Source organism: Chryseobacterium sp. GM_Chr_2 (assembly GCF_026540445.1).
Taxonomy (GTDB): domain Bacteria; phylum Bacteroidota; class Bacteroidia; order Flavobacteriales; family Weeksellaceae; genus Chryseobacterium.
The window spans coordinates 1-24,966 of the sequence record NZ_JALNUD010000008.1 but is presented as its reverse complement, the minus strand read 5'-3'; the positions used below and the strand labels follow the sequence as shown (position 1 = coordinate 24,966).

Sequence of the window (24,966 nt, the reverse complement as noted above, 5' to 3'; positions counted from 1 at the left end):
ATCGGTTCACTTTCAAACGCGGGAACATTTTAATTTTATTTGTCATCGCGGTAGACATCTAAGCATAATATTAGAGAATAGAAAAGAAAGATTCTTGTTTAGATCTTTACAGGATGACAAAATTGATGGTTCTTTCCAACTACTTAAATAAGTGACCTCAACCCTAGCCCCGATTGCAATGAAAATCCCGCAATGGAGCGGCGGAAAGAAGTGGAGCCGCGCAATGAGGAATTGTAATGGAAAGCGGGAAATAGCTCCAAAAAACTATAAAAAAACCACCGTAAATATACAGTGGTTTTCAGATTTAAAGTAAATATTATTTCAGCTTATATGAATTTCCGTCCCAAAGATAGATTTTCGAGGCTTTTTTCTTCTTTTCTCGGTCTTTATCATCTTTTTCTATTTCTTCCATTTTAAAGATGAATGCGTTCGGAATTCCGCCTTTATCGTTCGGAAAAACGAATTCTTCGGAGTGATAGTATACATCGGCATCTCCAACGTTCATCAGTTGCGGCAGAGCGATCAGTTTTTCATCCTTAAATAAAACATATTGATCATAGCTTGCAATTCCGCATGCTTCGCCGGAAACCATCGCTTTTAAAGTCAATTCTACATTTTGCAGTTTATGATTACTTTCGATATTAAACGTTCCATAACTCAAACTTTCCGCAGAACCAGTATCAAAAGCGACCTCATCGATCAACGTATTTCCTTCTACCACTTTTATGGCAGCGATATTTTGCGCATTAATGATTTGCGGATATTCTTTATCTTTTTTGTTGATTGTTTTCGTTAAACCAAACAGAAAATCATAGCCATTTTTATTTCGGTAGCCTACACAAAGATTTCCGCCCCAAACGTATCCTTCAGAAGTTTTATCGTCTTTTTGGTAAGAGATTTTATACCAATTGGCTCTTCTTTCACCCAATTTCAGAATCGTTTCATCTTGTTTAAGAATTAAAACCTGCTGATTGGTTTGCAGCGAATCTAAAATCTGAGCATTTATGTTGGGAAATTGTCGAATTCTCGTCCAGTCGGTGAATATTTTCTGCGTTTTATTTTCTTGAAAGTTAAAAATACCGTTTGCATATTCTATTTCTTCTTCCTGTGCAGAAAAAATCTGGACAATGAATAAAAATAAAACCGTAAATAAAGTTTTCATATTAATATTTTGCAGTGTTTTTTTATTTTTCAAGTAATAAACTTACCCATTCTTCACGTTGAAGTTTTTTGGTAAGCGTTAAATTATTCTCTTTACAAACTTCCAAAATATCATCAACATCAAAGAAGCACAATCCTGAAAGTAATAATTTTCCGCCATCATTTAATACGGAAACATACGTCGGAATATCTGAAATTAAAATATTTCTATTGATGTTCGCTAAAATAATATCGTAATTTTCTTTGCCTAAATTATCTGCAGTTCCTTGTTCGATGTCTAATTCTACATTGTTTCTTACTGCATTTTCTTTTGAGTTTTCAACCGACCATTCGTCAATATCGATCGCTTTTGTATCTCCGGCTCCGATTTGTTTTGCATAAATCGCCAATACCGACGTTCCGCAACCCATATCCAATACTTTTTTGCCATTGAAATCAATATCCATCATTTGTTGGATCATTAAATGTGTTGTCGGGTGATGCCCGGTTCCGAAAGACATTTTTGGCTGAATGATAATTTCATGCATTCCGGGAACAGATTCATGGAATTCTGCACGAATAAGAACTTTATCATCAATATTAATAGGTTCGAAATTCTTTTCCCATTCTTCGTTCCAGTTGATATTTGGCATTTCTTCGAAAGTATATTCGATTTTTACTTCTTCATTCTTAAAAAGGGGCAATGCTTTCAACGCTTCTTCATTAAATAATTGGGTCTGAATATATCCTAAAATACCATCAATTTCTTCTGTAAAACTGTCGAAACCTATTTCGATAAGTTCTGCCATTAATATTTCGTTCCACGGCTGAAGCGGAGAAATCTTGAAATTGAATTCTAAATAATTTTGCATGTGAATAATTTGTTGCAAAAATAAAGAAATAACCTCAGAATCTTATCTTAATTGAAGATGATTGATCGTAGGATCAGTCTAAAAAATGGGCTGTCTTAGATAAACTCACCACTTCCCTAGCCCAGATTGAGCGGCATGTTTGAGCTCTTTTTAGATTCGGTTTCGGCGCGGCAGCTTCGCTGCCGCGCCGAAACCGAATGGAAAAAAGCGAGTAGCGAAAGCTGGAAATAGCTCCTAAAAAAATGACGGATAATCCTTCGGCAGGCTCAGGAGGACAGCATTGAAAGTTATTTTTTTAATTAATTTTTTTTCAACCACAAAAAAGCCCCGAATTAAAATTCAGGGCTGGAATATTTTTTTTAAATGCTTTTGCGATTATCTTTCATCATCGTTGTCGTCTTCATCATCGAAAGCATCGTCGTTGTAATCATCGTCATCATCGTCATCGAAATTATCATCATCTTCATCCGAGAAATTGTTGCTTCCTCCGAAATCGTCTTCGAAGCTGAAATCATCATCCATCAAAGGCATTGCAGATTTCTTTTTAGATCCTCCTGCGCTTCCGTTTTTACTTGGCGCTTTCAACGGAACGTTTCCAAATCTGTAAACTGTGATCGGATAATTAACACCTTTTGTTTCGTCAATAACCTCCACCAATTCACAGAAAAATTCCCAAAGGTCAAGAAGCCCGTACTGGAACTGAGCCTTATCTCCCGCATTCTCAAAAGCCTCATCTATGTAAACATCCGACATAATCTCGCCATCACCATCGTCACTCATATCTTCCAACGGAACACTTTTTACTATTGTTCCATCTTCTTCCAGTAAGTTAAAAGTAGAAAGCTCGTCTCCCTGCAAGCTGAATGCACTTTTAATACCTAAATGTAAGTTCCATAGCGTCTGTTTTCCTTTAACTTCGATATCACGGAAAATATCTTCTTTCGCATCTAATATTACGCGGATTTTGTAAACCATATCAGTTTTTAAATTACTTTTTTTGCCTTTATTATTATGATAAATCTCTATTGCAAATATAAAATAAATGACATGTGACAAAAAAATATTTCAGGATTTTTTAAAATATTTTTTTTTCTTACATTTTGCAAAAATTATTTACTTTTTTCCAGCATGAAACTAAACTTGGTTCCTTCAAGGTAAACACTCTCTACGGTAATGTTTTCGTTGTGAGCCTCAAGAATATGCTTTACGATCGCCAATCCTAGTCCAGAACCGCCTTCTCTTCTGCTTCGGCTGGTTTCCACTCGGTAAAATCTTTCGAAAATTCTTGGTAAACTTTCGGATTTTATTCCCATTCCGTTGTCTATGACCTCTATCAACACTTTATTTTTCAGAACGCTTGTTTTTACCACTACTTTAGCTTCCTGACGGTTGGCGTAATGAATAGCGTTCGAAATTAAATTAATAAAAACCTGCGACATTTTTTGTTTATCGGCATCTACAAATATTTGCGGCTGCAAGGTCTGTATCTGCAACGTTGCATTGTGCTTCTCTGCTTCCAAATCGAGAAGGTCGAAGATTTCTTTGATTAACAGATTAACATCAAATCTGGAAACGGTAAGATTAATTTCGCCCGCTTCAAGCCTGTTGATCATATCTAAATCTGTAACGATAGCAATTAATCTTTCCACAGATTTATCAATTCTCTCAAGATATTTGTCGCGAATCGTAAGATTATCAACTCCGCCATCTCTCAACGTTTCAACATATCCTTGAATAGAAAATAAAGGTGTTTTCAACTCATGAGAAACGTTTCCGATGTATTCTTTTCGGTAGCTTTCCATTTCCTTCATCATGTCAATTTCGGTGACTTTTTGCTGATTTAGATCGGAAAATCTTTCTCCCAATTCTTTAATGGTAATATTTTCGTGATTATCGTTTACGATTTCCTGAGGTAAAAGCTGCGAAAGACCGCGAACCTGCTTTTTACCGTAATAATTAAACAATAATTCCAGAACAACGTAATTGATCACGAAAATCACAAGAAGGCAGATAAACAAGCCTATTTTAAAGAATGGGGTACTGTAATAGATATCTTTTAGTGAATCAAAAATAATCACTAAAAGAAACATCACCAATGTCAGAAGACAAGAGGCGATGAGGGTGAGTCTGTAAAATTTCAATTTTACAACGTTTTTTATTGGTTGATGTAAATTTAACGAAATTGAGTATTAAACAATAAGTTTATACCCAATTCCTTTTAATGTCTGAATGGTATTGATACCAAGCTTTTCTCTTAATCTTCTGATGTGAACATCTATGGTTCTTTCTCCCACGATAACATCGTTCCCCCAAACTTTTTCCAGAATTTCTTCTCTTTTGAAAACTTTTTCAGTGTTTGAAGCTAAAAGATACAACAGATCAAATTCTTTTTTGGGAAGTAAAAACTGCTGCCCCGCCTTTGATACTCTAAAGTTGTCTTTGTCAATCACTAAATCGCCGATCTCTATTAATTTAGCATTATCAGAAACCTGAGAGGTTAATTGTAACAACGCATTAACTTTAGAAATAAGAATTTTTGGTTTGATCAGTTTTACGATATAGTCATTCGCACCTGCCTGGAAACCTGCCAATTGTGAAAATTCTTCGCTTCTTGCAGAAAGGAAAACGATTAATGTTTTCTGAAGTTCTTTAATCTTACGGAGTTCCTGGCATGTTTCGATACCGTCTTTTTCCGGCATCATGACATCTAATAAAATAAGATCAGGGACAATTTCTTTGGCTTTATCTATACCTTCGTTACCGTTTGTGGCTGTATAAATGTCGTAGCCTTCTTTTTCTAAATTGTAAGACAGAATCTCTAAAATATCCAGTTCATCGTCTATTAAGAGGATTTTCTTTTGGTTCATTTTTAATTTTTACTAGGTCAAAGTTAATAATATTTTAATCACAGTTTAACAAAAGCATTATCGTTCACATAAAGTTAACAATAATATCCCTTTCTTAATATTTAGTTAAAAAAAAATTAAAATTTACTAAACCATTTACCCCGTCAATCTTTTATTCCTTTGCACCGAAAGAATCTAGTAAGATAAAGTAAAATGAAAAAACAACTCCACAAGAGCATTATGCTACTTGCCTTGTTTTCTGCCAGCTACGCATTCGCGCAAAGCCAGGTTTTAGAAGGTAGGGTATTGGATGAGAAGGATAATACTCCTATCGAAGGGGTAAAAGTAAAGGTAAATGATCAGGAAGTAACGACTGACATTTCCGGAAACTACTCTCTCAGCCTTCCTCCCGGCACCAACTATATTATCACAGTAACTTCCAACGGATACAACAGAAAAGAGATCAGCGAGGTTGTGGTAAAAAGTGATGCTAATACTCATCTTGATATCGTTTTAGACAAGCCATCTACGAAGGAAAAACAAATCGAGGGGGTTGTTATCAGATCTAATGCAAGAAAAGAAACCATCGCATCTACCATCGGTTTGCAGAGAAATGCAGGTGTAGTTTCGCAGGTTATCGGTGTTGAAGCCATCAAAAGAAGTCCGGATAGAAACACGGGAGAAGTTCTGAAAAGAGTTTCGGGGGTGAGTTTATTCGACGGAAAATATATTGTGGTAAGAGGTTTATCAGACCGTTACAATCAGGCTATGTTGAACGGTATTCAGCTATCGAGTACAGAGCCGGATAGAAAAACGTTCTCTTTCGATCTTTTCCCTGCAAACGTAATTGAAACGCTTGTTATCAACAAAACTTTTATTCCCGAGTACAGTGGAGAATGGGGAGGTGGATTGATCCAGGTAAATACAAAAGATATTCCTAATAAAAACTTTTTCAATCTTCAGGTAGGCGTTGGTGGAAACTCTATCACAATGGGACAGGAGTTCCGCATGCAGAAAGGCGGAAAATGGGATTTCTTAGGAATTGATGACGGATACAGAAAACTTCCTACAGGTATGCCTGCAAAAAATGATTTCACACTTTTGGATGATGCTGCTAAAACAGCAATCGGGCAGAAATATGTGAAAAATTTAGGCTACAATACGATAGGATTCCCTGAAAATTTAAGCTTACAATTAGACGGAGGTTTCAATACAAAGGTTTTTGGAAAAGATTTAGGCGTAATCGCTGTTTTAAACTATTCCAACAACAAAAGAAGAACAGAATCTAAAAACAGCTTTTTCACCATCAATGGAGAACAGGCAGATACCAACTTTGATTATTTTACTGAAAAATATCAAAACGATGTTATTTTAGGAGGTTTATTAAATCTTACGTTAAAACTAAATAACAACAATAAAATTTCCCTGAAAAACATCATTACCAACAATACGGTAAACCACATGTCTTTCAGAACAGGAAAAGATTTTGAATTTGATCCAATTAACGGGACAAATATCATGGCGAGAGAAATTGGATTTAAAGAAACAACTTTCTACAATTCTACGCTAAACGGAACACATAAAATAGACGCTCTTGGAGGTCTTACGGTTAACTGGTACGGAAGTTTCGGTATCCTGGATCAGTACATTCCATTATTGCAGCGCTTACAGTATAACGAATATCCGAACTTACCGGGAAGCCCTTATTTAGCACTAATTTCTAACGGTCTTTCTCAAAAATCAGGAAGTATATTCTACTCTACTCTTAGCGATTATCTATACAACGCAGGTGGAGATGTTTCTAAAACTTTCGAAATGTTTGGTCAAAAGCAGACCGTAAAAGGTGGATATTTATTCCAGGTGAAAGACAGAATTTATAACTCAAGACCCTTCTCTGTAAGATTAGCAGGATATAACCAGGGATTACTTTCTCAGCCTTTTGAATCCATCTTTAATGCTGAAAACTTTGGAACAGACGGAACTAAATTTACGTTCGACGAAATTGGAGGAAACCAGTACAGATATATTGCCAACACTATTCTAAACGCAGGATATTTACAGTTCGACAACAACTTTACACCTTGGTTCAGAGCAGTTTGGGGATTAAGAGTTGAAAACTTCGACCAATTGGTAGGAAGCGTAAGAAGAAGCGACGACCGTTTTGTAAACACTCGTGTAACCGACTTTTTACCAGCGTTGAACATGACATTTAAGCTTACCAATAACATGAACTTACGTGTTGCCGGTTCGCAAACTGTGGTAAGACCAGAATTTAGAGAAGTTTCGCCTTTAGCATATTACGATTTCGATTTAGGAGCTACTGTTATCGGTAATAAATTTATCGAAAGAACAAAGATCACAAACGCAGATTTACGTTGGGAGTGGTATCCTAGAAACGGAGAAATCCTTTCCGTGGCTGGTTTCTATAAAAACTTCAAAAACCCGATCGAATTATACTTCAACCAATCTGGGGTAGGAACAAGTAACACATTCAACTATCTGAATGTTGATAAAGCTGATGCTTACGGTTTGGAGCTTGAATTCAGAAAGAAACTTGATTTCATGAGCGCGCTTAAGAACTTCACATTGGGAGGTAACTTCGCTTTAATTAAAAATAAAGTGTCTGATAAAGAAACGAATATCGACAGACCAATGCAGGGGCAGTCTCCTTACACAATTAACCTAAGTCTTCAGTATGATACTGAAAAATCTGGATGGAGCTCTACGGTACTTTTCAACATGATCGGAAGAAGAATTCTTTATGTAGGAAACGATCAGGTTCCGCCAATCTGGGAAAACCCAAGACCACTTCTTGATTTCCAGGTGGCTAAAAAAATCTGGCAGAATAAAGGAGAAATTAAACTTAACGTTTCAGATATCCTAAACCGTCGCGCTAAGTTTTACCATGACCTGAACAACAACAAAAAATATGACAGTTCAGATGCGCTTGCTATAGACAGATTAACGGGAACAAACATCAGTTTAACGCTTGGATATAGCTTTTAATTAAAAATAAATCAAAATCTAATAAAAAAAATAAGTCTTTATAACATGAAAAAATTTGTTTTATACTCTTTAATGCTAGGTACTTTAGTAACAACAGTTACCGCATGTAGAAATATAGAAGAAGATGGACAAACTATTATAGAAAATGGTGGTTCAGGAAATGGAAGTACTGAAAACTTGATTCTTTCAGGAAAAATCACTTCAAATCTTACACTTAAAGCTAATAATATTTATAAGCTAAGAGGATTGGTATATGTAACAAACGGAGCAACTTTAACCATCGAGCCAGGAACTAAAATCGTTGGTGAGGCTGACAAAAACGGTTCTTTAATTATCACTAGAGGAAGTAAAATCATGGCAGAAGGTACTGCTACCAACCCGATTATCTTTACCTCTGAAAAACCAAGTCCGAAACGAGGTGACTGGGCAGGTTTGGTAATCTTGGGAGCTGCTCCTACTAACGCTTCTTTCAACAACCAGGCTGGTGTTGGAGAAATCGAAGGAGGTATCAACAACAGTGAAGGTTTAGGTCTTTATGGAGGTACAAATGCTGACGATAACAGCGGTATTCTTAAATATGTAAGAGTAGAATATGCAGGATATGCATTTTTACCAGACAAGGAGGTTAACGGTATTACTTTCGGAGGTGTAGGTAGAGGAACTACAGTAGATTATGTAGAAGTTGCTTATGCTAATGATGATAGCTTCGAGTGGTTCGGGGGTACAGTAAACTGTTCTCACCTTATTTCTTACAAAGGTCTTGATGATGATTTTGATACTGATAACGGTTTCTCAGGAAAAATTCAGTTCGGTATTGCCGTAAGAGATGCTCAGGTTGCTGACGTTTCTGGCTCAAACGCTTTCGAATCTGATAACGATGCTAACGGCTCTGCTCTTACACCACAAACATCGGCTACATTCTCGAACATGACGATCATCGGGCCAATCAACTCTACAAGTTCAAGCACAAACGCGGGATCAATCAATTCATTATTCCAACATGCTTTACAGATCAGAAGAAACTCTTCAATCTCTGTATTCAACTCTGTATTCACAGGATTCCCGATTGGTTTATTCATTGATGCAACTAAAGGAACGCCAACAGACAACAACATCGTAAACTCTAACTTGGCTTTCCAAAACAATATTTTAGCAGGAAATACAACGCCTATAAAATTCGGACCCTCTACAACTTCTCCAACGTCTTACACATTGGCAGATCTTACCAACTGGTACAACACAAACGGAAACACAATTCTTCAGTACACAGCTGATGTGAAGTTAACAGGTGCTTGGGCTCCTGCAGGTACTACGCCTAACTTCTCTCCTGCTTCTGGTTCTCCGTTGTTAACAGGTGGTGTATTTACGCACACAAAACTATCTAGCTGGTTTACTCCGGTTACTTACAGAGGTGCTGTAAAAGACGCTAATGATACTTGGTATGCTGGTTGGACGAACTACAACTTATAATCAATAGTAATTAGTTTCTTCATATCAAATTAAGAAAATCCCTCGGAAGTATATTTCGAGGGATTTTCATTGATAAAAACAAGAATTAAAAAAAATATATGTTGAATAGGTTTGAAGATGAAAGCAGGAAGTTTGGAGTTTAATAACTTCCCTCCCCAATTCTTCCATCTTCCAACCTTTTTTAACTTTTCCAGAAAAGATTTCCTTCATTCATCAACGCTTCAACATTTGATATTCTGGATACCGCTTCCGCAGAACAGCTTGCATCCACCAAAACAATATTCGCTGCATCTCCCGATTTTGGCCATTGCTGTTCGCCTTTATTATTTAACGGAAGAATATTCTGAGTGGCAAACTGTAATGTTCTCGAAAGATCAAACTCTGTGGCATAACCGTACAGTTCAGCAATTAAATTAGCCTTTTGCAACATATTTCCAGAGCCGAATGTACTCCAGTAATCCTGAACATTATCATTTCCGATCAACACATTCACGCCATGTTTTTTCAGCGTAGGAATCGGCATTACTTTTCCTCGGAACGGAACAGAGGAAGCAATTCCCACTTTTGCCGCAGCCAGTTTTTCTGAAATTTCATCTGCTTCTTTTTGATTTAAATATGCCAAAGCAAACGCATGACTTACAAAAGTTTTCCCTTGAAGTTGAGGATTTTCATTCGCCTTATCAATCAAATACTGAATGGTTTTAATTCCCGATTCTCCCGCTTCATGCAAATGAATATCAATTCCTTTATGATGATCCAAAGCCAACTGAACGGTAAAATCCATTACCTTTTCAATGCTTCCGTCAATACTCAAAGGATCTAAACCTCCGATAAAACCAACACTTTTTAACTGTGCCGCTTCTTTCATCAAAGGTGCAGAATCTGTATAATAAACTCCGTGTTGCGGAAAAGCCACCAATTCAGCTTTGAAAGAATCTTTTTTGTTTTCTAAAGCTTTTTCTAAATTTTCAAGAGATTGTACCCCCGAAGTCGGATCAATATTAAAATGTGTTCTTGCATAATTTGTTCCGTAACTTTGAATAAGATCGATTAGCTCTTCTGCCCTTTTCACCGAAGTTTTCAGCAATTCCGGAATGATTTCCTGCTCATAAGCAATCATATCTTTTACAGATCTTCTTTTGGGCGAAAGCGCCTGCCACGGAAGTCCGTACAACGTTTTATCCAAATGAATATGCATATCTTTAAACGCCGGAAGCATCAGTTTTCCTTCCGCATCAAAAGCTTTTGCTTTCGCATCATTTGGCTGTATAGATTTTATTTTTCCGTTTTCTATTTCGATACAGAATAAATCTGTTTTGGTATGAATGACATCTTGATTATCGTATTCAAAACCCGTTTCAAGACGAACATTTTTCAGCAAAAAATGACCTTTTGCCACAAGTTGATAGGGTGATTGCATTTTGTTAATTTAATGATACAAAGTTACATTCACCAAACTTCAGAAAGGTGTACCAATTATGTCTTGTTTTGTATAAATTATTCTTTGAATTGCGAAGGTGTCATTCCTGTTTGCGCCTTGAAGAATTTTGAAAAACTCGCATGATCATAAAATCCCAAATCGTAAACAATATCTTTCACCGTCATTTCAGAAACTTTTAATAAACGTTTTGCTTCCAGTAAAATTCTGTCCTGAATCAATGATGAAGCCGATGAATTCAGATTTTTCTTACAAACTATATTTAAATAATTCGCAGAAATGCTCAATTTATCAGCGTAAAAAGAAACCGAACGTTCCGTTTTGAAATATTCATCAATCAAATTTAAAAATTTAGAAATAATTGGATTCGAATTATAAACCTCAAAATCTTTAAAAGCTCCTTCCACCGATTTACTGATGAGTAAACCAATCAATTCACTTCTTTTTTTAATGACTTCCCAAAAAGTTTTTTCTTCGTGCAATTCTTTTTTGATCGCTTGAAATTCATGCAAAAGGAGTTGATAAATTTCCGCAGAAACCGTAAAAGCGGGATGCTGAAAATAATAAGAAGACGAAAATCTCAATGCGGGAAGAAAGTTTTCATACCATTCCCGGCTGATCATTAATTGATAGGCAACCGTTTCTTTTTCAATCGTCCATTGATGAACCTGATCCGGAAAAACCAAATGAATCTGATGGTCACCCACCTGATATTCAACAAAATCAATGATATGATTTCCCTTTCCTTTTTCGAAAAGATTGATGATAAAAAAATCGTGTTTATGAGGTTCATCGATAGATCTCGCTCCGCTCAACTCATTGAATAACAAATCACAACCTTGCGATTGTTTTTCTGCAAATTCATGAATTCCTAAAATGGGAAAATAATCTGATGGCTGGCTCATTCCACAATAATTTACACCAAAATACGTAAATTTTATGAAAATGAATGCTAATTAATAAACTACGTTTCCTTGGTGAATTAATGATTCTACATTTGAAATTCGGGAAACAGCTTCTGCAGAACAGCTTGCATTCAAGAAAGCCAAATCGGCACTGTCTCCTACTTTCGGCCATTGCTGATTTCCTTTATCATCAAGTGGTAAAACGTTTGCTGTAGCCAGTTTTAAGCTTCTTGACAATAAAAATTCTGTGGATTGTCCGTACAACTGCGCCATTAAATTCGCTTTTTGCAGTACACTTCCTGTTCCGAAAGTATTCCAATGATCAACAATGCTGTCGTTTCCGGTAAGAACTTTCACATTATGTTTGTACAAAGTAGGAATCGGCATAATTAGGCTTCCAAAAGGGATTGTAGAAACAATTCCGACCTCTGCATTACCTAATTTCTCAGCCATTTCTTCTTGTTTAGTCTTGTCTAATTTTCCTAAAACAAAACAATGGCTTAAATATGTTTTTCCTTTTAGAGAAGGATTTTCATTCACTTTTTGAATTAAATATTCCACCGTTTTCAAACCGGAATCGCCTGATTCGTGCAAGTGAATATCAATTCCTTTGTTGTTATCTAAAGCCAACTGAACAGTAAAATCTATCGTTTTTTCTATCGCTCCGTCAATCGTAAACGGATCTACTCCACCGATGAAATCGATATCCATTTTCGCCGCTTCTTTCAAATACGGAACCGAATCTGTATAATAAACGCCATGCTGCGGAAAAGCAACCAATTCTGCCCCGAAAGTTTTCTTTTTATTTTCTAATGCTTTCTGCAAATTTTTCAGAGACTGTAACTTCGAAGTCGGCTCAATATTCACGTGACTTCTGGCGAAAGATGTTCCTTTTGATTGTAATAATTCAATCATTTTTTCTGCCTTAAATGTTGAGTTTTTCAGCAATTCAGGCATCATTTTCTGCTCCAAAGCAATCATTCCTTTTACTCCGCCGGTTCTTTTTCTTACCGCCTGCCATTTGTCTCCATAAAAGGTTTTATCCAAATGAATATGCATGTCTTTAAAAGCTGGAAGCATCAAAAATCCTTTCGCATCAATCACTTTTGCATTCGGCTGATTGGGAGATATTTTGGTGATTTTTCCGTTTTCAATTTCAATATAAAACAAATCGGTTTTCGTGGCAATAACCTCACCTTCTTCATATTCAAACCCGGTTTCAAGACGAACATTTTTTAAGGCTAATTTATCTTTCGCTAAAAAATTGGTATCGCTAAAAATCGAAGTTGCCCCCATCATACTCGAACTCAGCGTAAGACCAGCCATCGCCAATGCCAAACTTTTAAGAAAATCTTTTCGTGATATATTGTTTGAAGTCTTCATTTCCAAAATCTTTCCAACAAATGTAGGAAGATTAGGGCTGAAGCGAGGTGTATGGATTATTGTATTGTTTGTATGATTCATTATTTCTTTTGCCTTGAAGCAAAAGAAACAAAAGTTCAAGACTTGGAAACTTCCGCTAAAAATTAAACTTTACTCCTAAAATCCCCAAAACTTGTGCGAATTCAATATTTGTTCTTCGGTTCAATATTTTAGTCGCACTTTAAACAGTGGGAATTTTTTAACGCTCCATTTTCCTCTGTCCTAAAATTAAAACAAAAAAGGACGAAGTAAAAACCTCATCCTTTTAAATATATTTTTAGGCATTTTAAGAAAAATCGAATTTTCTTACAGCTTCTAAAGTCATGTCAATTTCTTTATCTTTAATGGCATCACTGATGAAATATGTTTCGTAGCCACTTGGTGGAAGATAAATTCCGTTGGTAAGCATCTGATGGAAGAAATTATTAAATAATGAATGATTTGCTTCCTGAGCTTCATCAAAATTAGACACTCTATTAATATGGAAGAACACAGACATCATCGAGCCTTTTCTGTTGATTTTATGAGCAATTCCTTTTTCATTTAAAATTTTTCCGATTTCAAAATCCAACGTTTCTGTTGTTTTTGCCAATCTGTTGAAAAATTCAGGATCGTTTTTAATGAGTTGTAAGGTTTTTAATCCAGCTCTCATTGCCAAAGGATTTCCGCTTAATGTTCCGGCTTGGTAAACACCACCTTTTGGAGCCAAATGATCCATAATTTCGTTTCTTCCGGCAAAGGCACCCACTGGAAGTCCGCCCCCGATTACTTTTCCGTAAGTCACTAAATCTGCTTTTACATTGTAAAGCTCCTGAGCACCACCAAAAGCCAGTCTGAAACCTGTCATTACCTCATCAAAAATCAATAAAGTCCCGTTTTCATCACAGATTTTTCTTAATTTCTGAAGGAATTCATTTTCCGGAAGAACACAACCCATATTTCCTGCAACAGGCTCGATAATTACCGCTGCAATTTCACCCTGATTATGTCTGAACAAATCTTCAACCTGCTCAAAATCATTGTATCTTGCCAACAAAGTATCTTTTGCAGTTCCTGCGGTTACGCCGGGAGAATTTGGATTTCCGAAAGTTGCAGCACCACTTCCCGCTTTAATCAAAAATGAATCTGAGTGACCGTGATAACAACCTTCAAACTTGATAAATTTATCTCTTCCTGTAAAACCTCTCGCCAATCTGATCGCGCTCATGCAAGCTTCAGTTCCTGAAGAAACCATTCGAATTTGGTCGATATTCGGAACATTTTCTGTAATGAATTTCGCGATTTCAGTTTCCAATTCTGTCGGCGCTCCGAAAGAAAAACCCTTCTCTGCCTGAATTTTTAATTCTTCCAACACTTCTGGATGTGTGTGACCTAAAATGGCAGGTCCCCAAGAATTAATATAATCAATATACGTGTTATCATCGGCATCGGTAAGGTAAGCACCTTTTGCAGATTTCATAAAAACCGGCACTCCTCCCACAGATTTGAATGCACGAACCGGAGAATTTACGCCTCCCGGAATGTATTTGTAAGCTTCATCGAATAAAGCTGAACTTCTTTGATACTTCATATGTAGTTGTTGGTTAACAGTTGATAGTTGTCGGTCAAAATCAGCCAACATCTATCAACCATCAACAAAAATTAATTTCTAGGTTTCTTGTCAATCAAATAAATCAACTGTCCGGCAGAAGGTTTTTGTCCTTCATCCATTCTGTTTTTCGCATATAATTTGTGCAGTTTTATCCCGAATTTTTGGGCAATATCGTGCATATCTTCACCATATTCTGCTTTGTAAGTCGGTGTATTTCCTTCAGAATTTTTAGATTCAAGAAAAACAATATCATTTTTCTTTAATAAACTGTTTTCCAACTCATTCCATTTCATCAATCGGCTTTCGCTGATGTTAAATTTTTTAGCAATAAACTGAACATTAGTATCTTCAGGAACTACAATATATTTCAAACCGTCATTTGGATGACTTTTAATTAAAATTGAATTAAGAATTTCCGTCTTTGTCTTAATTCTTTCCACTCTTTTCTGTTGCTGAGCGTAAGAAGTTTGTTTGTAAGGAACTTCAACAGTAACCGGATCTTTTGCTTTTTTCGTATATTTTTCAGGTTCCAGCTGAGCCATAAACCCAGTATCATCTTTCAAATTCGGATACATTTTCAAGACCGCATACAGAACTTCCTTAGAATTGGTGTTATCAAATTCGTATAATTTATAACGTTCGATTTTACCAATCAAAATAGAAGCATAACGAGGATTGGTAGCATAACCCGCTTTTTTTAGACCATGTGCCCAAGCTCGGTAATCTTTCATATCAAGATTAAAAAGCCCTGTATAATATTTTCTTGTCGCCAAAAATATGGAATGGTCTTCGTACGATTGTCTGGGGTCATCGTACACACGAAAACACTCATTGGGAGCGTCATCTGTGTGTTTCATTGTTTTTCCCGTCCAGTCTTCCTTACATTTAATTCCGAAATGATTTTTGCCTTCCTGAGCCAATCGGCTTTGTCCGCCGCCCGTTTCCAAAAGCCCTTGCGCAAGAGTGATAGAAGCCGGAATTTTATACTTTTCCATTTCTTCTACCGCATATTTTGCAAATTTTTGGATGTATTGGTCTTCAGTTGCCCAAGATTGAGCTGAGAATTTTGATAAAACTAAAAGGCTTACGAATATGAAAAGTCTTTTCATCTTATAATTTTTATTGTTTTAAAATGAAAGATGGAACACTTAGTGTTTCACGTTTTCAATTTTTACTTATATAATTAAATTTCTATTTTGTTTCTCTAAAAGCAAATTGGCTCCTTCAATACCTTGTAAACCTCCAGTATGAAAGCATAAAATTTTGCTGTTCTCAGGAAAATAACCATCATCTATCAGTTTGAAAACCTTCTGCATCATCTTTCCCGTATAAATCGGTTCAAGCGGAATTCCATAATTTTCTTTAAAATCATTGATAAAACGGATATTCTCATCTTTTATTTTGCCGTAACCTCCAAACGTTGAATCTATTAGATTAAAGTTTTTCTTCGAAGTTAACTCCAATATTTTATTTTCAAGAGAATCGTCATCAACAGCCTTAAATCCTATAACTTTCTGATTTTCTTCACAAAATTTTGAAATTCCGGCAATTGTTCCTCCGGTTCCAACGGCGGTGCAAAGATAATCAAAATCTTTTGTTTCGTCATTCAACATCATTTTCACGCCCTCTATGGCATCTTCATTGGTTCCTCCTTCCGGAACAATCAAGGCATCGGGAAATTCTTTCTGTAAAAATTCAGTTAGTTTTTCTTTATGGCGATATTCTTCACGGGTTACGAATTGCAAATTCATTCCGTTTCTTTTAGAAAAAAGTAAAGTAGGATTATCTCGCCATTTATTTTTTAACTCTTCCCCACGAATAATTCCCAAAGTCGAAATTTTAGCTAAATTTCCCACTGCTGAAACTGCAGAAATATGATTTGAAAACGCTCCGCCAAAAGTTATAATATAAGGCTTCTTAGGATTTTTTGCTAAATAATTATTAATGTTGAAAAACAGCTTCCAATATTTATTTCCAGAAATTTGAGGATGAATTACATCTTCTCTCTTGATGAAAAGTTTTACATTTTTATTGATGGAAATTTCCTGAATCGGGATTTTTTCTGCTGGAAGTGGTAATAGCATATTTGCTTAAATCATATTTAAACAAAATTACTATTTTTTGTTCGTTTTGTCTTGAAACAAAAGAACCAAAAATTCAAGACTTGGAAACTTCTACTAAAAATTGATTCTGTTCTCTAAAAATTCTAAAACTTGCGCGAATTCAAAAATTATATTTTCATTCGATATTTGTCTCGCGCTTCAAACAGTAGAATTTTTTTAACGTTCACAGAATAAATTTTCTTAACGTTCCATTTTCCTATGTCAGTTTACCACTGTTGAAATATTAGAAATCAAATTCATTTACAAATACTTTCTAAAACTCCAGAACTTTCGCTTTTTAAGATAATTCAAATTAGATTCATTATCATAGGCTTCTCTTTCAAAAGAAATTCTTCGGTACGCCAAATCGTTATCCTTTAATTTAAAAACCCAATAATAATACTCAATCACATAAAAAATGTAAAAGAAAATGATGAGCATTTCCCACTGTTGTCTTAAATGGATTTTTTCATGATTAATCAAAACATTATTTTCCTTATCTTCGGGTTTCCTAATGAAGATAAAGGGAAAAAGAGCAATGCCGTTGATTTTTAGTTTTTTTAAAGATTTTTGGCATACAATTATCATAATAACAAATATAAAGTTTTTTGACTTAGAGATTTAACCTATGGCACTTTTTGACATCAAAGAAGGAGAAGACTTTTACTACAACGAGCAGGGGTACAAGGTTTTTACAGAAAAATTTCATCTGAAAAGAGGGCATTGCTGTAAAAGTGGCTGTAGGCATTGTCCTTACGGATACGATAAAAAGACCGATACATTCATTAAAAACGATAAAAAAATTAAATAAAATGAAAAAATATATTTTTATTTTGTTAGCCGCGGCTACTTTGGGATTAACATCTTGTAGTCCGTTCAACGTACGTTCTGATTATGCTGATACGGCAAATTTCACTTCATATAAAACTTATAAACTAAGGATTGATGATTTGAAACTGAATGATATTGATAAAGACAGAGTTTTGAATGAATTGTCGAGACAGCTTCAAAGCAAAGGTCTTCAGTCGGGAGAAAATCCGGATTTGATTGTAAATGTAAAAGCCAATCATAAAAAAGTAACCGATATTAACAGCAGTTCACCTTACGGAATGTGGGGCTGGGGCGGACCTTTCGGCTGGGGAGTTGGTATGAACAGAACCTGGACGAGCAATTATAACGAAGGTGCAATAATCGTAGATCTGATTGATGCTAAAACAAATAAATTGGTTTGGCAGGGTATCGGAAGCGGAGTCTCTGTAGATTCGCCAAAAGCAAAACAGAGACAAATTCCTGAGATTATGGGAGAGATCATGAAAAATTATCCTCCTCAGAGAAAATAAGATTTAAATCAATCAAATATATTTAAGAAAGTCAATGCAAGTTTTTGTGTTGACTTTTTTTGTGTCTAAAAATAAAAGCTGCCTCACATACGTTCGGCAGCCTTCTCTCAGTTAAAATATAAAAAACCCCTTTTTTATTGTTTTATGGTTTTAAAAGATGACTTTGTTCCGTTTTTATAATGTAACGTCACAAAATAAATTCCTTTTTCTAAATGATTAGTTTCTATAGTGGTTGAAAGTTTTTCAATCGTTTGCACAACTCTTCCAACAGCATCTGAAATGGTAATAGCTTTCAGATCTTTAATTTCCGAAATATGAATACTTTCATTAAACGGATTTGGATAAATTTTCACATCATTAGAACCTTTTGATTCATTCGTTCCTAAATTTGGAATCGCTTCCCAAGACGCATCATCCCAATAATATCCGGCGAAAGTAGAACCATCATTACGAATCGCCAGTCTTGCATTCGCAGGCACCGTTGTCGAAACTGCAATTGTTCTTTCCGCAGTAGCATCATAAGAGCTGTTAGTAATCGGAACCTGTTTCAAAATAACAAAAGTAGAAGCATCCGTAGTATCAGTAATATATCCAAAATCAAGAAAACCACCACCGGAATTAGCTTTTGCTTTAAATTTAAACTGATGAGTTCCCGCATTGATATTAGATATTTTCGGCATGATAACAATCGTAATCTTACCCGCGCCATAACCGTTTTGATAAATTTGCCCAGTACCTGAAGCCGGTTGAGTACTAGAAATAATTTGATTGGCTCCATTCAAAGCAATGCGATCCCAACATGTGGGTACAATACTTTCCGGAGCAGTGTAGCTATCAAAATTCTCTGAAAAACTATCCACAACACTGCACTGAGCGTTAGCAAAAGAAGTTCCGGCAAGAAGTCCTAAAAAAGGAAAGCAAATTTTAAAAGATAAATTTTTAATCATTCTAAATAAAAATAATAAAGCGAAAATAATTCTTTTTTTCATTAGTTTTATTTCAAAATTTCATGATTTATATCAATTAAATGAAAATTAATTTTCAATTTAAAAGAAATTAATACATTAAAAAGTAAATATGATTTAAAATCTCATCAAAATAGAAGAAATAATAATTGTTATCTTCAATTAAAATTCAAATTAACAATTCACCGCATTAAGATTTAACAAAATCGTAATTTTTTATTCATAAAATTGTAGTAATCTTACCTGAAATTTAATTAATATGAAAAAAATTATCTTATTTGTAACTTTTGCAGGATTAATGCACGCTCAGGCACCAGCGGGTTATTACAGTTCGGCAAACGGGCTTTCAGGAGCTTCTTTGAAAACGGCTTTAAGCTCGATCATCACCAACGGACACCAAGACAAAGGCTATGGCGGACTTTGGACGGGCTACAAAACGACAGACATTGATAAGACCTACGAAAATGACGGGTCTATCATGGATATTTATTCTGAAAAGCCAAACGGCGCAGACCCTTACAAATACACGCCTGGAACCAACCAGTGTGGGACTTATTCGGTGGAAGGAAACTGCTATAATCGTGAACATATTGTTCCGCAAAGTTTGTTTAATGAGTCTTCGCCGATGGTTTCGGATATTCATTTCATTCGGGCAACAGACGGAAAAGTGAACGGCATGCGCTCTAATTATCCTTTCGGAAAGGTGGGAACAGCAACATTTACTTCTAAAAATGGTTCAAAGCTTGGAAATTCAACCTCATCAGGATATTCGGGAACTGTTTTTGAGCCCATTGATGAGTTTAAAGGAGATGTGGCCAGAATGATCTTTTATTTTGTAACCCGTTACCAAAGCAGACTTTCGTCATTTTCTTCAGGAAATATGTTGGGAAGTTCTACATTTCCAGGATTGCAAACTTGGGAGTTAAATGTTTTACTGGCTTGGCATAATCAGGATCCGGTTTCTCAGGCTGAAATTCTTAGAAATAATGCGTCTTACACGTATCAGGGAAACAGAAATCCGTTCATTGATAATCCTAATTATGTGAATTTAATTTGGGGCGGTGGCTCTAGTTCAGGCGGTGGCGGAACAACGACTCCTGAAACTCCTTCAGGAACCAATTGTGTAAATGAAACATTCGAAACCATCCCTACAGCAAGTACAGCATCTTATTTAACAAGAACATGGACGAACGGCGGAATTTCATGGACTGCAACTGATGCAAGAACAGACCAAACCATCTCCAGCAAAGCAATTACTGTAAGAAGCGGTGCTTTAACATCAAGCAGCTCGGCGAACGGAATTGGTTCGTTAACCGTTACAACCCAATTGAAATTCTCAGGAAGCAACGGAACTTTTACGGTAAAAGTGAATGGAAATACGGTGGGAACAATTCCTTATAGCACAACTTCTACAACAACCACGATTAACAATATCAATATTTCCGGAAATGTGACGGTAAGCTTGGTAAATAATTCATCAAGTAACCGAGTTGCGATCGATAATCTAAACTGGACTTGTTATTCTTCGACAGGAAAACAAAATAAAAATCTTTCTAGAGAAATCAATAATGAAGTTAAAAATTTACAGATTTATCCAAATCCAATTTCTAATCAGGAGATTTTTGTGAAAGGAGAAACTTCAAATATCCAAAAAGCCGAAATTTATAACCTTCAGGGTAAAGTGATGCAAACCATGGATCAACCTTTTAAGAACTCAAGAAATTCAATTAAAATTAAAAACATTCCTCAGGGAATTTATTTATTGAAATTGGATGAATCTACGTTGAAATTTATTGTAAAGTAGTAAATTGGAAGCGAGATGACAAGGCTGGAAGTTTTTTACCTGATGTTATTTTTATTTCAAATACGATAAAAATCCTTCTTTCGTTTGAGAGAAGGATTTTCATTTATATAATAAAATCTATAATTAAGGTACTAAAACTGCTCTTCCTTTTATTTTTCCCTGGCGCATTCTTTCATAGACTTCATTGGCATCATCAAGGCTATGTTTTTCAATTTCGATATGAATTTTCTTCTGTCTTGCCAAACCCACGACTTCCATCAATTCTGTTCTGGAACCCCAATAAGGATTCGTCATGCTCACTCCGAAAGGAAGCCCGTTCATGCTGTATTGATAATGTCCGCCGCCAAGCCCGACAATCGTTAGATCGCCATCCAAACTTACAATTTTAGTTCCGAGATCAATTGTAGAAGTCGCTCCCACAAAATCAAGAACTACTTTTGCTTTTTTAATCCCAGTAATTTTCTGGATTTGTTCGGCAGCATCGGCATCTTTAGAATTAATTGTAAACGCTGCGCCGAGTTCTTTAGCGAAAGCTAATTTATCGTCCGTAACATCGCAGGCAATAATGGTTGCTCCGCTAATTTCTCTTAAAATCTGCAACGCAACGTGACCTAAACCTCCAACACCAATAACGACCACAAATTCATCGGCCATTAATTTATGTAAAGAACGTTTTATAGCTGAATATGGAGTTAAAGCTGCATCCGTTAAAGGTGCGGCAATCACCGGATCGAGATCATAAATAGGAACCAACAATCGCGATGAAGGAACCAGCATATAATCTGCCATGCCCCCGTTTAAGCCTAAGCCTCCACCATAAGCCATTTCCGACTGATGATCACAATAATTTTCCTTTGATTGCTGACAAGGCTTGCAATGCCCGCATCCCCACGGCCCATACACCAAAACAGCATCTCCTTTTTTGTAACCTGTAACGCTCTCTCCCACTTCTTCTATCCAACCCGCATTTTCGTGTCCGAGTGTAAAAACAGTTCCTCCCACGGTACCTTCATCAATGATATGCAAATCTGAGTGACAAACTCCTGCCCCACCAATCTTCAGCAAAACTTCTTCACCTTTTGGCGTTGGTTTTTCCATATCATTTACAACGCGGACATCTTTGTGCCCGAAAAAACGTACTGCTTTCATAAAATATTTTTTTGAAAATTTACCCTTCAATTTACTCCTTAAATCCCAACCTACGATATTTATTTATGTTAAATCTCTCTTAAAAGATTCACTTTGAAGCAATAAAAAAGACCGCTTTACGCGGCCTCTTTTATTTTACTGTCTTCCCATTCTAGAAAGTTCGTTGATTTGTTCCATATATCCATCCCAACCAACTGTTGCCAAGATAAAGATGAAATAAAGTACTTGTAAACATCCTAATCCTAGACCAATCATACATAAGATTCTACCTGTGTTTAGATTTCCAAAATCAGAATATTCTGTAGGGCTTTTATCATAAAGTATCTTATCAGATTTGTACTTATTAAGACCGATTAATCCACAGATGATACCGATCAAACCTGTACAACAACAAGTTCCTACTACAGAAATAATTCCTAAAATAAGCACAGTTTGTGCATTTGGCAATTTTTGATTCATAGTTATAATTTTAATGTTTGTTAATGGCTAAAATAATGTTTGTAAAAATAAGAAGTTACCATAATTACAGCATTTATAATGGCTAAACCCACTAATAAATTTCCGTAATTCCTTTTCTTATCTATAAAATTTAATCCGACTGTTGCGAAGAAAAGCAGCAAAGTATACACTGCCGGAAACATATGAAAAGCATCTGCAAATCTGCCTTCAAAAACCATTACGATGGCTCTTTGAGTTCCGCAGCCGAAACACTCTATTCCTAAGTATTTTTTGCTGGGGCAGGAAAGCATATAGTCTTCAATATTCATAGTTTAGCGTTTGGGGATTCAAATATATAAAATTTATGTAGAAATTTTAGCTCTCAGATATTGATGAGGGAAAAAGGCTTCTTCATTCATTTCAAATGAGCCCTGAACCGCCAGATACGGATTTCTCAGAATTGCTCTTGCCACAAAAATAAGATCAGCATCTCCATTCTGAAGTATTTCTTCTGCCTGCTCTGCCGTTTTTATCAAACCTACAGCGCCCGTTTTTACCTCAGCTTCATTTCTTAGTTGAGAAGATAAAGGAACCTGATAACCATCAAAAACAGAAATTTTAGCTCCGTGAATATTTCCACCGCTAGAAACATCCACCAAATCAACCCCATGATTTTTCAGAATCTTAGCTAATGCCGTGCTGCTTTCGATATCCCAGCCGTTTTCAGCATATTCGGTTCCTGAAATTCTTACCAATAAAGCTATATTTTCGTTTAATTCTTCGTTCACTGCATCCACAATTTCCAGTAAAAAACGGATTCTGTTTTCAAAACTTCCGCCATATTCATCGGTTCTTATATTTGAAAGCGGCGATAAAAACTGATGAACCAAATATCCATGAGCTCCGTGGATTTCAATAACATCAAATCCCGCCTTAACAGCCCTTTTTGCCGCCGCTTTGAAATTCTGAACCTGTTCTTTGATTTCTTCAACTGTTAAAACATGCGGAATTCTTTCTGTCGGATGATAAGGAATCGGGCTTGGAGCCACCGTTTCCCATCCTTCCTCTAATGGAATTTGAATATTGTTCCATGTTGAACCTTTTCGCCCCGCATGAGCCAACTGTATTCCTATTTTACTTTCTGAGTTTTTATGAACAAATTCTACGATCTTTTGTAATTTTTCGGCTTGCTCATTGTTCCAGATTCCCATACAATGGTTGGTAATTCTTCCGCGCGGTTCTACGCCTGTTGCTTCTACCATCAATAAACCAGTCCCACCCTGAGCTCTGCTTCCGTAATGCACGAAATGGAAATCATTTGCCAAACCATTTTCACAAGAATACATACACATTGGAGACATGACCCAACGGTTTTTAAGCGTTACATTTCTGAACGTAATTGGAGTATATAACATTTTAAATTGAATATTTAGTTAAAATTATAGAAGATAAATACTGCTTGCCCACGTTGGTAAAAAGAACTAATTTTATCCCCCTTTTTTTAATTCTACCTATAAATATATGAAAAAAGAAACTCAGATAAGTTACGAGTATTTTAAAAATAGCGAAGAGCTAAACGATATAGAGAAAAAATTGTTTGAAAAAGCTAAGGAAGCACGTGAAAATGCCTATGCTCCCTACTCTCAATTTTTAGTGGGATGTTCCGTTTTGTTGGAAAACGGTGAAATTTACTCCGGAAACAATCAGGAAAACGCAGCCTATCCTTCAGGACTTTGCGCGGAAAGAACAGCCCTTTTCTGGATTGCTGCCAATTTTCCGAATGTAAAAATTAAAAAGATATTCGTTGTAGGAGGCCCTAAAGAATTTCATGCGAAAAATCCGCCAATTCCCCCATGTGGAGCTTGCAGGCAAAGTTTGATGGAATATGAAACGAAGCAGAATGAAAATATAGATCTTTATTTTTCAAGCATGAATGAAGAGGTGGTGAAAGTGAATGCGATTAAAGATTTGCTTCCTTTTTATTTTGATGCTACTTTTTTGTAAAAGGGATTTTTTAGGTCATTGCGAGGAGTAAAACGACGAAGCAATCTCAAAAAAAATTATGATACCAAATACTTTAATTAGATTGCTTCGTCACTTCGTTTCTCGCAATGACGATTAAACGGTATTCCTATTTCTGTAGAAATACAAGCATTGTATTTATGTAAACCATTCAATGAAATGACCACTACCCTAGCCCAGATGTTCTATGTTAAATTGCAAATTATTTAGGTTAAAATTTTAAAGTTTTTTTGATAATCCGGTTGATATTTCATCTTATTCTTCACCACTCCAAAACAGATTCTCAAAAGTTTGTTACAAACCGCTATCAAAGCTAATTTCTTTGCCTTTCCTTGAGAAAGAAGTCTTTCGTAAAATTCTTTGCACTGCTTGTTATGCTTTATTGCAGACCACGAACACACATAGATCAAGCCTCGGATATGAGTCTTTGATGTCCTACATTTTCCAGGTGAGTAC

23 protein-coding genes and 1 pseudogene are annotated in these 24,966 nt (G+C 35.9%); 6 read left to right on the top strand and 18 right to left on the bottom strand.

From position 1 onward, the window contains the following. Window positions 1-316 precede the first annotated feature (316 nt). From OXQ85_RS13005 to OXQ85_RS12985, 5 genes are all read right to left on the bottom strand, one after another. Window positions 317-1,162 (bottom strand): SH3 domain-containing protein, encoded by an 846-nt coding sequence (locus tag OXQ85_RS13005; RefSeq protein WP_267405105.1) that lies wholly within the window; start codon window positions 1,160-1,162, stop codon window positions 317-319. 22 nt (window positions 1,163-1,184) lie between these two features. After that, on the bottom strand, window positions 1,185-2,012 hold the full coding sequence (gene prmA, locus OXQ85_RS13000) for a 50S ribosomal protein L11 methyltransferase (RefSeq protein WP_267405104.1): 828 nt from the start codon (window positions 2,010-2,012) through the stop codon (window positions 1,185-1,187). Between the two features lie 375 nt (window positions 2,013-2,387). Beyond that, a complete protein-coding gene (locus OXQ85_RS12995; protein WP_267405103.1) occupies window positions 2,388-2,987 on the bottom strand; it encodes a hypothetical protein in 600 nt (199 codons plus the stop codon). A 134-nt stretch (window positions 2,988-3,121) separates the two neighbouring features. Further along, window positions 3,122-4,153: an ATP-binding protein gene (locus tag OXQ85_RS12990; protein ID WP_267405102.1), complete on the bottom strand. Its 1,032-nt coding sequence runs from the start codon at window positions 4,151-4,153 to the stop codon at window positions 3,122-3,124. Between the two features lie 48 nt (window positions 4,154-4,201). Continuing rightward, window positions 4,202-4,879, bottom strand: coding sequence for a response regulator transcription factor (locus OXQ85_RS12985; protein WP_047397759.1), 678 nt, complete (start codon window positions 4,877-4,879; stop codon window positions 4,202-4,204). Window positions 4,880-5,071: 192 nt separating this feature from the next. On the opposite strand from OXQ85_RS12985, the gene OXQ85_RS12980 reads away from it, so the two are divergent. Both OXQ85_RS12980 and OXQ85_RS12975 read left to right on the top strand, forming a co-directional pair. After that, window positions 5,072-7,864 carry a TonB-dependent receptor gene (locus OXQ85_RS12980; protein ID WP_267405101.1) on the top strand — a complete coding sequence of 931 codons (2,793 nt, stop codon included), beginning with the start codon at window positions 5,072-5,074 and terminating at the stop codon, window positions 7,862-7,864. Between the two features lie 45 nt (window positions 7,865-7,909). Further along, window positions 7,910-9,334 (top strand): hypothetical protein, encoded by a 1,425-nt coding sequence (locus OXQ85_RS12975; RefSeq protein ID WP_267405100.1) that lies wholly within the window; start codon window positions 7,910-7,912, stop codon window positions 9,332-9,334. A gap of 181 nt (window positions 9,335-9,515) precedes the next feature. On the opposite strand, the gene OXQ85_RS12970 is transcribed toward OXQ85_RS12975, so the two are convergent. The 7 genes from OXQ85_RS12970 to OXQ85_RS12940 all read right to left on the bottom strand — a co-directional run bounded on the left by OXQ85_RS12970 (window position 9,516) and on the right by OXQ85_RS12940 (window position 17,380). After that, window positions 9,516-10,754, bottom strand: coding sequence for an amidohydrolase (locus tag OXQ85_RS12970; RefSeq protein ID WP_267405099.1), 1,239 nt, complete (start codon window positions 10,752-10,754; stop codon window positions 9,516-9,518). Window positions 10,755-10,831: 77 nt separating this feature from the next. Next, window positions 10,832-11,677 carry a helix-turn-helix transcriptional regulator gene (locus tag OXQ85_RS12965; protein ID WP_267405098.1) on the bottom strand — a complete coding sequence of 282 codons (846 nt, stop codon included), beginning with the start codon at window positions 11,675-11,677 and terminating at the stop codon, window positions 10,832-10,834. A gap of 51 nt (window positions 11,678-11,728) precedes the next feature. Continuing rightward, window positions 11,729-13,060: an amidohydrolase gene (locus OXQ85_RS12960; protein ID WP_267405299.1), complete on the bottom strand. Its 1,332-nt coding sequence runs from the start codon at window positions 13,058-13,060 to the stop codon at window positions 11,729-11,731. Between the two features lie 325 nt (window positions 13,061-13,385). After that, on the bottom strand, window positions 13,386-14,669 hold the full coding sequence (hemL, locus tag OXQ85_RS12955; RefSeq protein WP_267405097.1) for a glutamate-1-semialdehyde 2,1-aminomutase: 1,284 nt from the start codon (window positions 14,667-14,669) through the stop codon (window positions 13,386-13,388). A gap of 71 nt (window positions 14,670-14,740) precedes the next feature. Next, window positions 14,741-15,799, bottom strand: a complete 1,059-nt coding sequence (locus OXQ85_RS12950; RefSeq protein ID WP_267405096.1) for a glucosaminidase domain-containing protein — start codon at window positions 15,797-15,799, stop codon at window positions 14,741-14,743. 66 nt (window positions 15,800-15,865) lie between these two features. Further along, the gene (locus OXQ85_RS12945) at window positions 15,866-16,774 is read right to left on the bottom strand and encodes a pyridoxal-phosphate dependent enzyme (RefSeq protein ID WP_267405095.1); all 909 of its coding nucleotides are present in this window, start codon (window positions 16,772-16,774) and stop codon (window positions 15,866-15,868) included. A gap of 279 nt (window positions 16,775-17,053) precedes the next feature. Next, complete coding sequence (locus tag OXQ85_RS12940) at window positions 17,054-17,380, bottom strand: hypothetical protein (RefSeq protein WP_267405094.1); 327 nt, start codon at window positions 17,378-17,380, stop codon at window positions 17,054-17,056. 40 nt (window positions 17,381-17,420) lie between these two features. Between OXQ85_RS12940 and OXQ85_RS12935 the strand changes: the two genes are divergently transcribed. Together OXQ85_RS12935 and OXQ85_RS12930 are read left to right on the top strand one after the other, a co-directional pair. Then, entirely contained in the window at window positions 17,421-17,603 is a 183-nt protein-coding gene (locus OXQ85_RS12935; RefSeq protein WP_082384278.1) for a DUF5522 domain-containing protein, read from the top strand. A 1-nt stretch (window position 17,604) separates the two neighbouring features. Beyond that, window positions 17,605-18,132, top strand: coding sequence for a DUF4136 domain-containing protein (locus tag OXQ85_RS12930; RefSeq protein ID WP_267405093.1), 528 nt, complete (start codon window positions 17,605-17,607; stop codon window positions 18,130-18,132). Window positions 18,133-18,266: 134 nt separating this feature from the next. Here OXQ85_RS12930 and OXQ85_RS12925 read toward each other — a convergent pair whose 3' ends face one another. Further along, window positions 18,267-19,121 (bottom strand): T9SS type A sorting domain-containing protein, encoded by an 855-nt coding sequence (locus tag OXQ85_RS12925; protein WP_267405092.1) that lies wholly within the window; start codon window positions 19,119-19,121, stop codon window positions 18,267-18,269. A 235-nt stretch (window positions 19,122-19,356) separates the two neighbouring features. On the opposite strand from OXQ85_RS12925, the gene OXQ85_RS12920 reads away from it, so the two are divergent. Next, window positions 19,357-20,901 (top strand): endonuclease, encoded by a 1,545-nt coding sequence (locus OXQ85_RS12920; RefSeq protein ID WP_267405091.1) that lies wholly within the window; start codon window positions 19,357-19,359, stop codon window positions 20,899-20,901. 123 nt (window positions 20,902-21,024) lie between these two features. Here the strand turns inward: OXQ85_RS12920 and OXQ85_RS12915 are convergent, their stop codons facing one another. From OXQ85_RS12915 to namA, 4 genes are all read right to left on the bottom strand, one after another. Continuing rightward, the gene (locus OXQ85_RS12915) at window positions 21,025-22,050 is read right to left on the bottom strand and encodes an NAD(P)-dependent alcohol dehydrogenase (protein ID WP_267405090.1); all 1,026 of its coding nucleotides are present in this window, start codon (window positions 22,048-22,050) and stop codon (window positions 21,025-21,027) included. A 135-nt stretch (window positions 22,051-22,185) separates the two neighbouring features. Next, window positions 22,186-22,509, bottom strand: coding sequence for a CCC motif membrane protein (locus OXQ85_RS12910; protein ID WP_267405089.1), 324 nt, complete (start codon window positions 22,507-22,509; stop codon window positions 22,186-22,188). 20 nt (window positions 22,510-22,529) lie between these two features. Beyond that, window positions 22,530-22,817, bottom strand: a complete 288-nt coding sequence (locus tag OXQ85_RS12905) for a DUF2752 domain-containing protein (protein ID WP_267405088.1) — start codon at window positions 22,815-22,817, stop codon at window positions 22,530-22,532. 33 nt (window positions 22,818-22,850) lie between these two features. Next, the gene (namA, locus tag OXQ85_RS12900) at window positions 22,851-23,903 is read right to left on the bottom strand and encodes an NADPH dehydrogenase NamA (protein WP_267405087.1); all 1,053 of its coding nucleotides are present in this window, start codon (window positions 23,901-23,903) and stop codon (window positions 22,851-22,853) included. 106 nt (window positions 23,904-24,009) lie between these two features. Here namA and cdd point away from each other — a divergent pair, with 106 nt between their 5' ends. After that, window positions 24,010-24,492, top strand: a complete 483-nt coding sequence (gene cdd / locus OXQ85_RS12895) for a cytidine deaminase (protein WP_267405086.1) — start codon at window positions 24,010-24,012, stop codon at window positions 24,490-24,492. Between the two features lie 224 nt (window positions 24,493-24,716). Here cdd and OXQ85_RS12890 read toward each other — a convergent pair. Continuing rightward, window positions 24,717-24,966 (bottom strand): annotated as a pseudogene (locus OXQ85_RS12890) (IS110 family transposase); the annotation flags it as partial.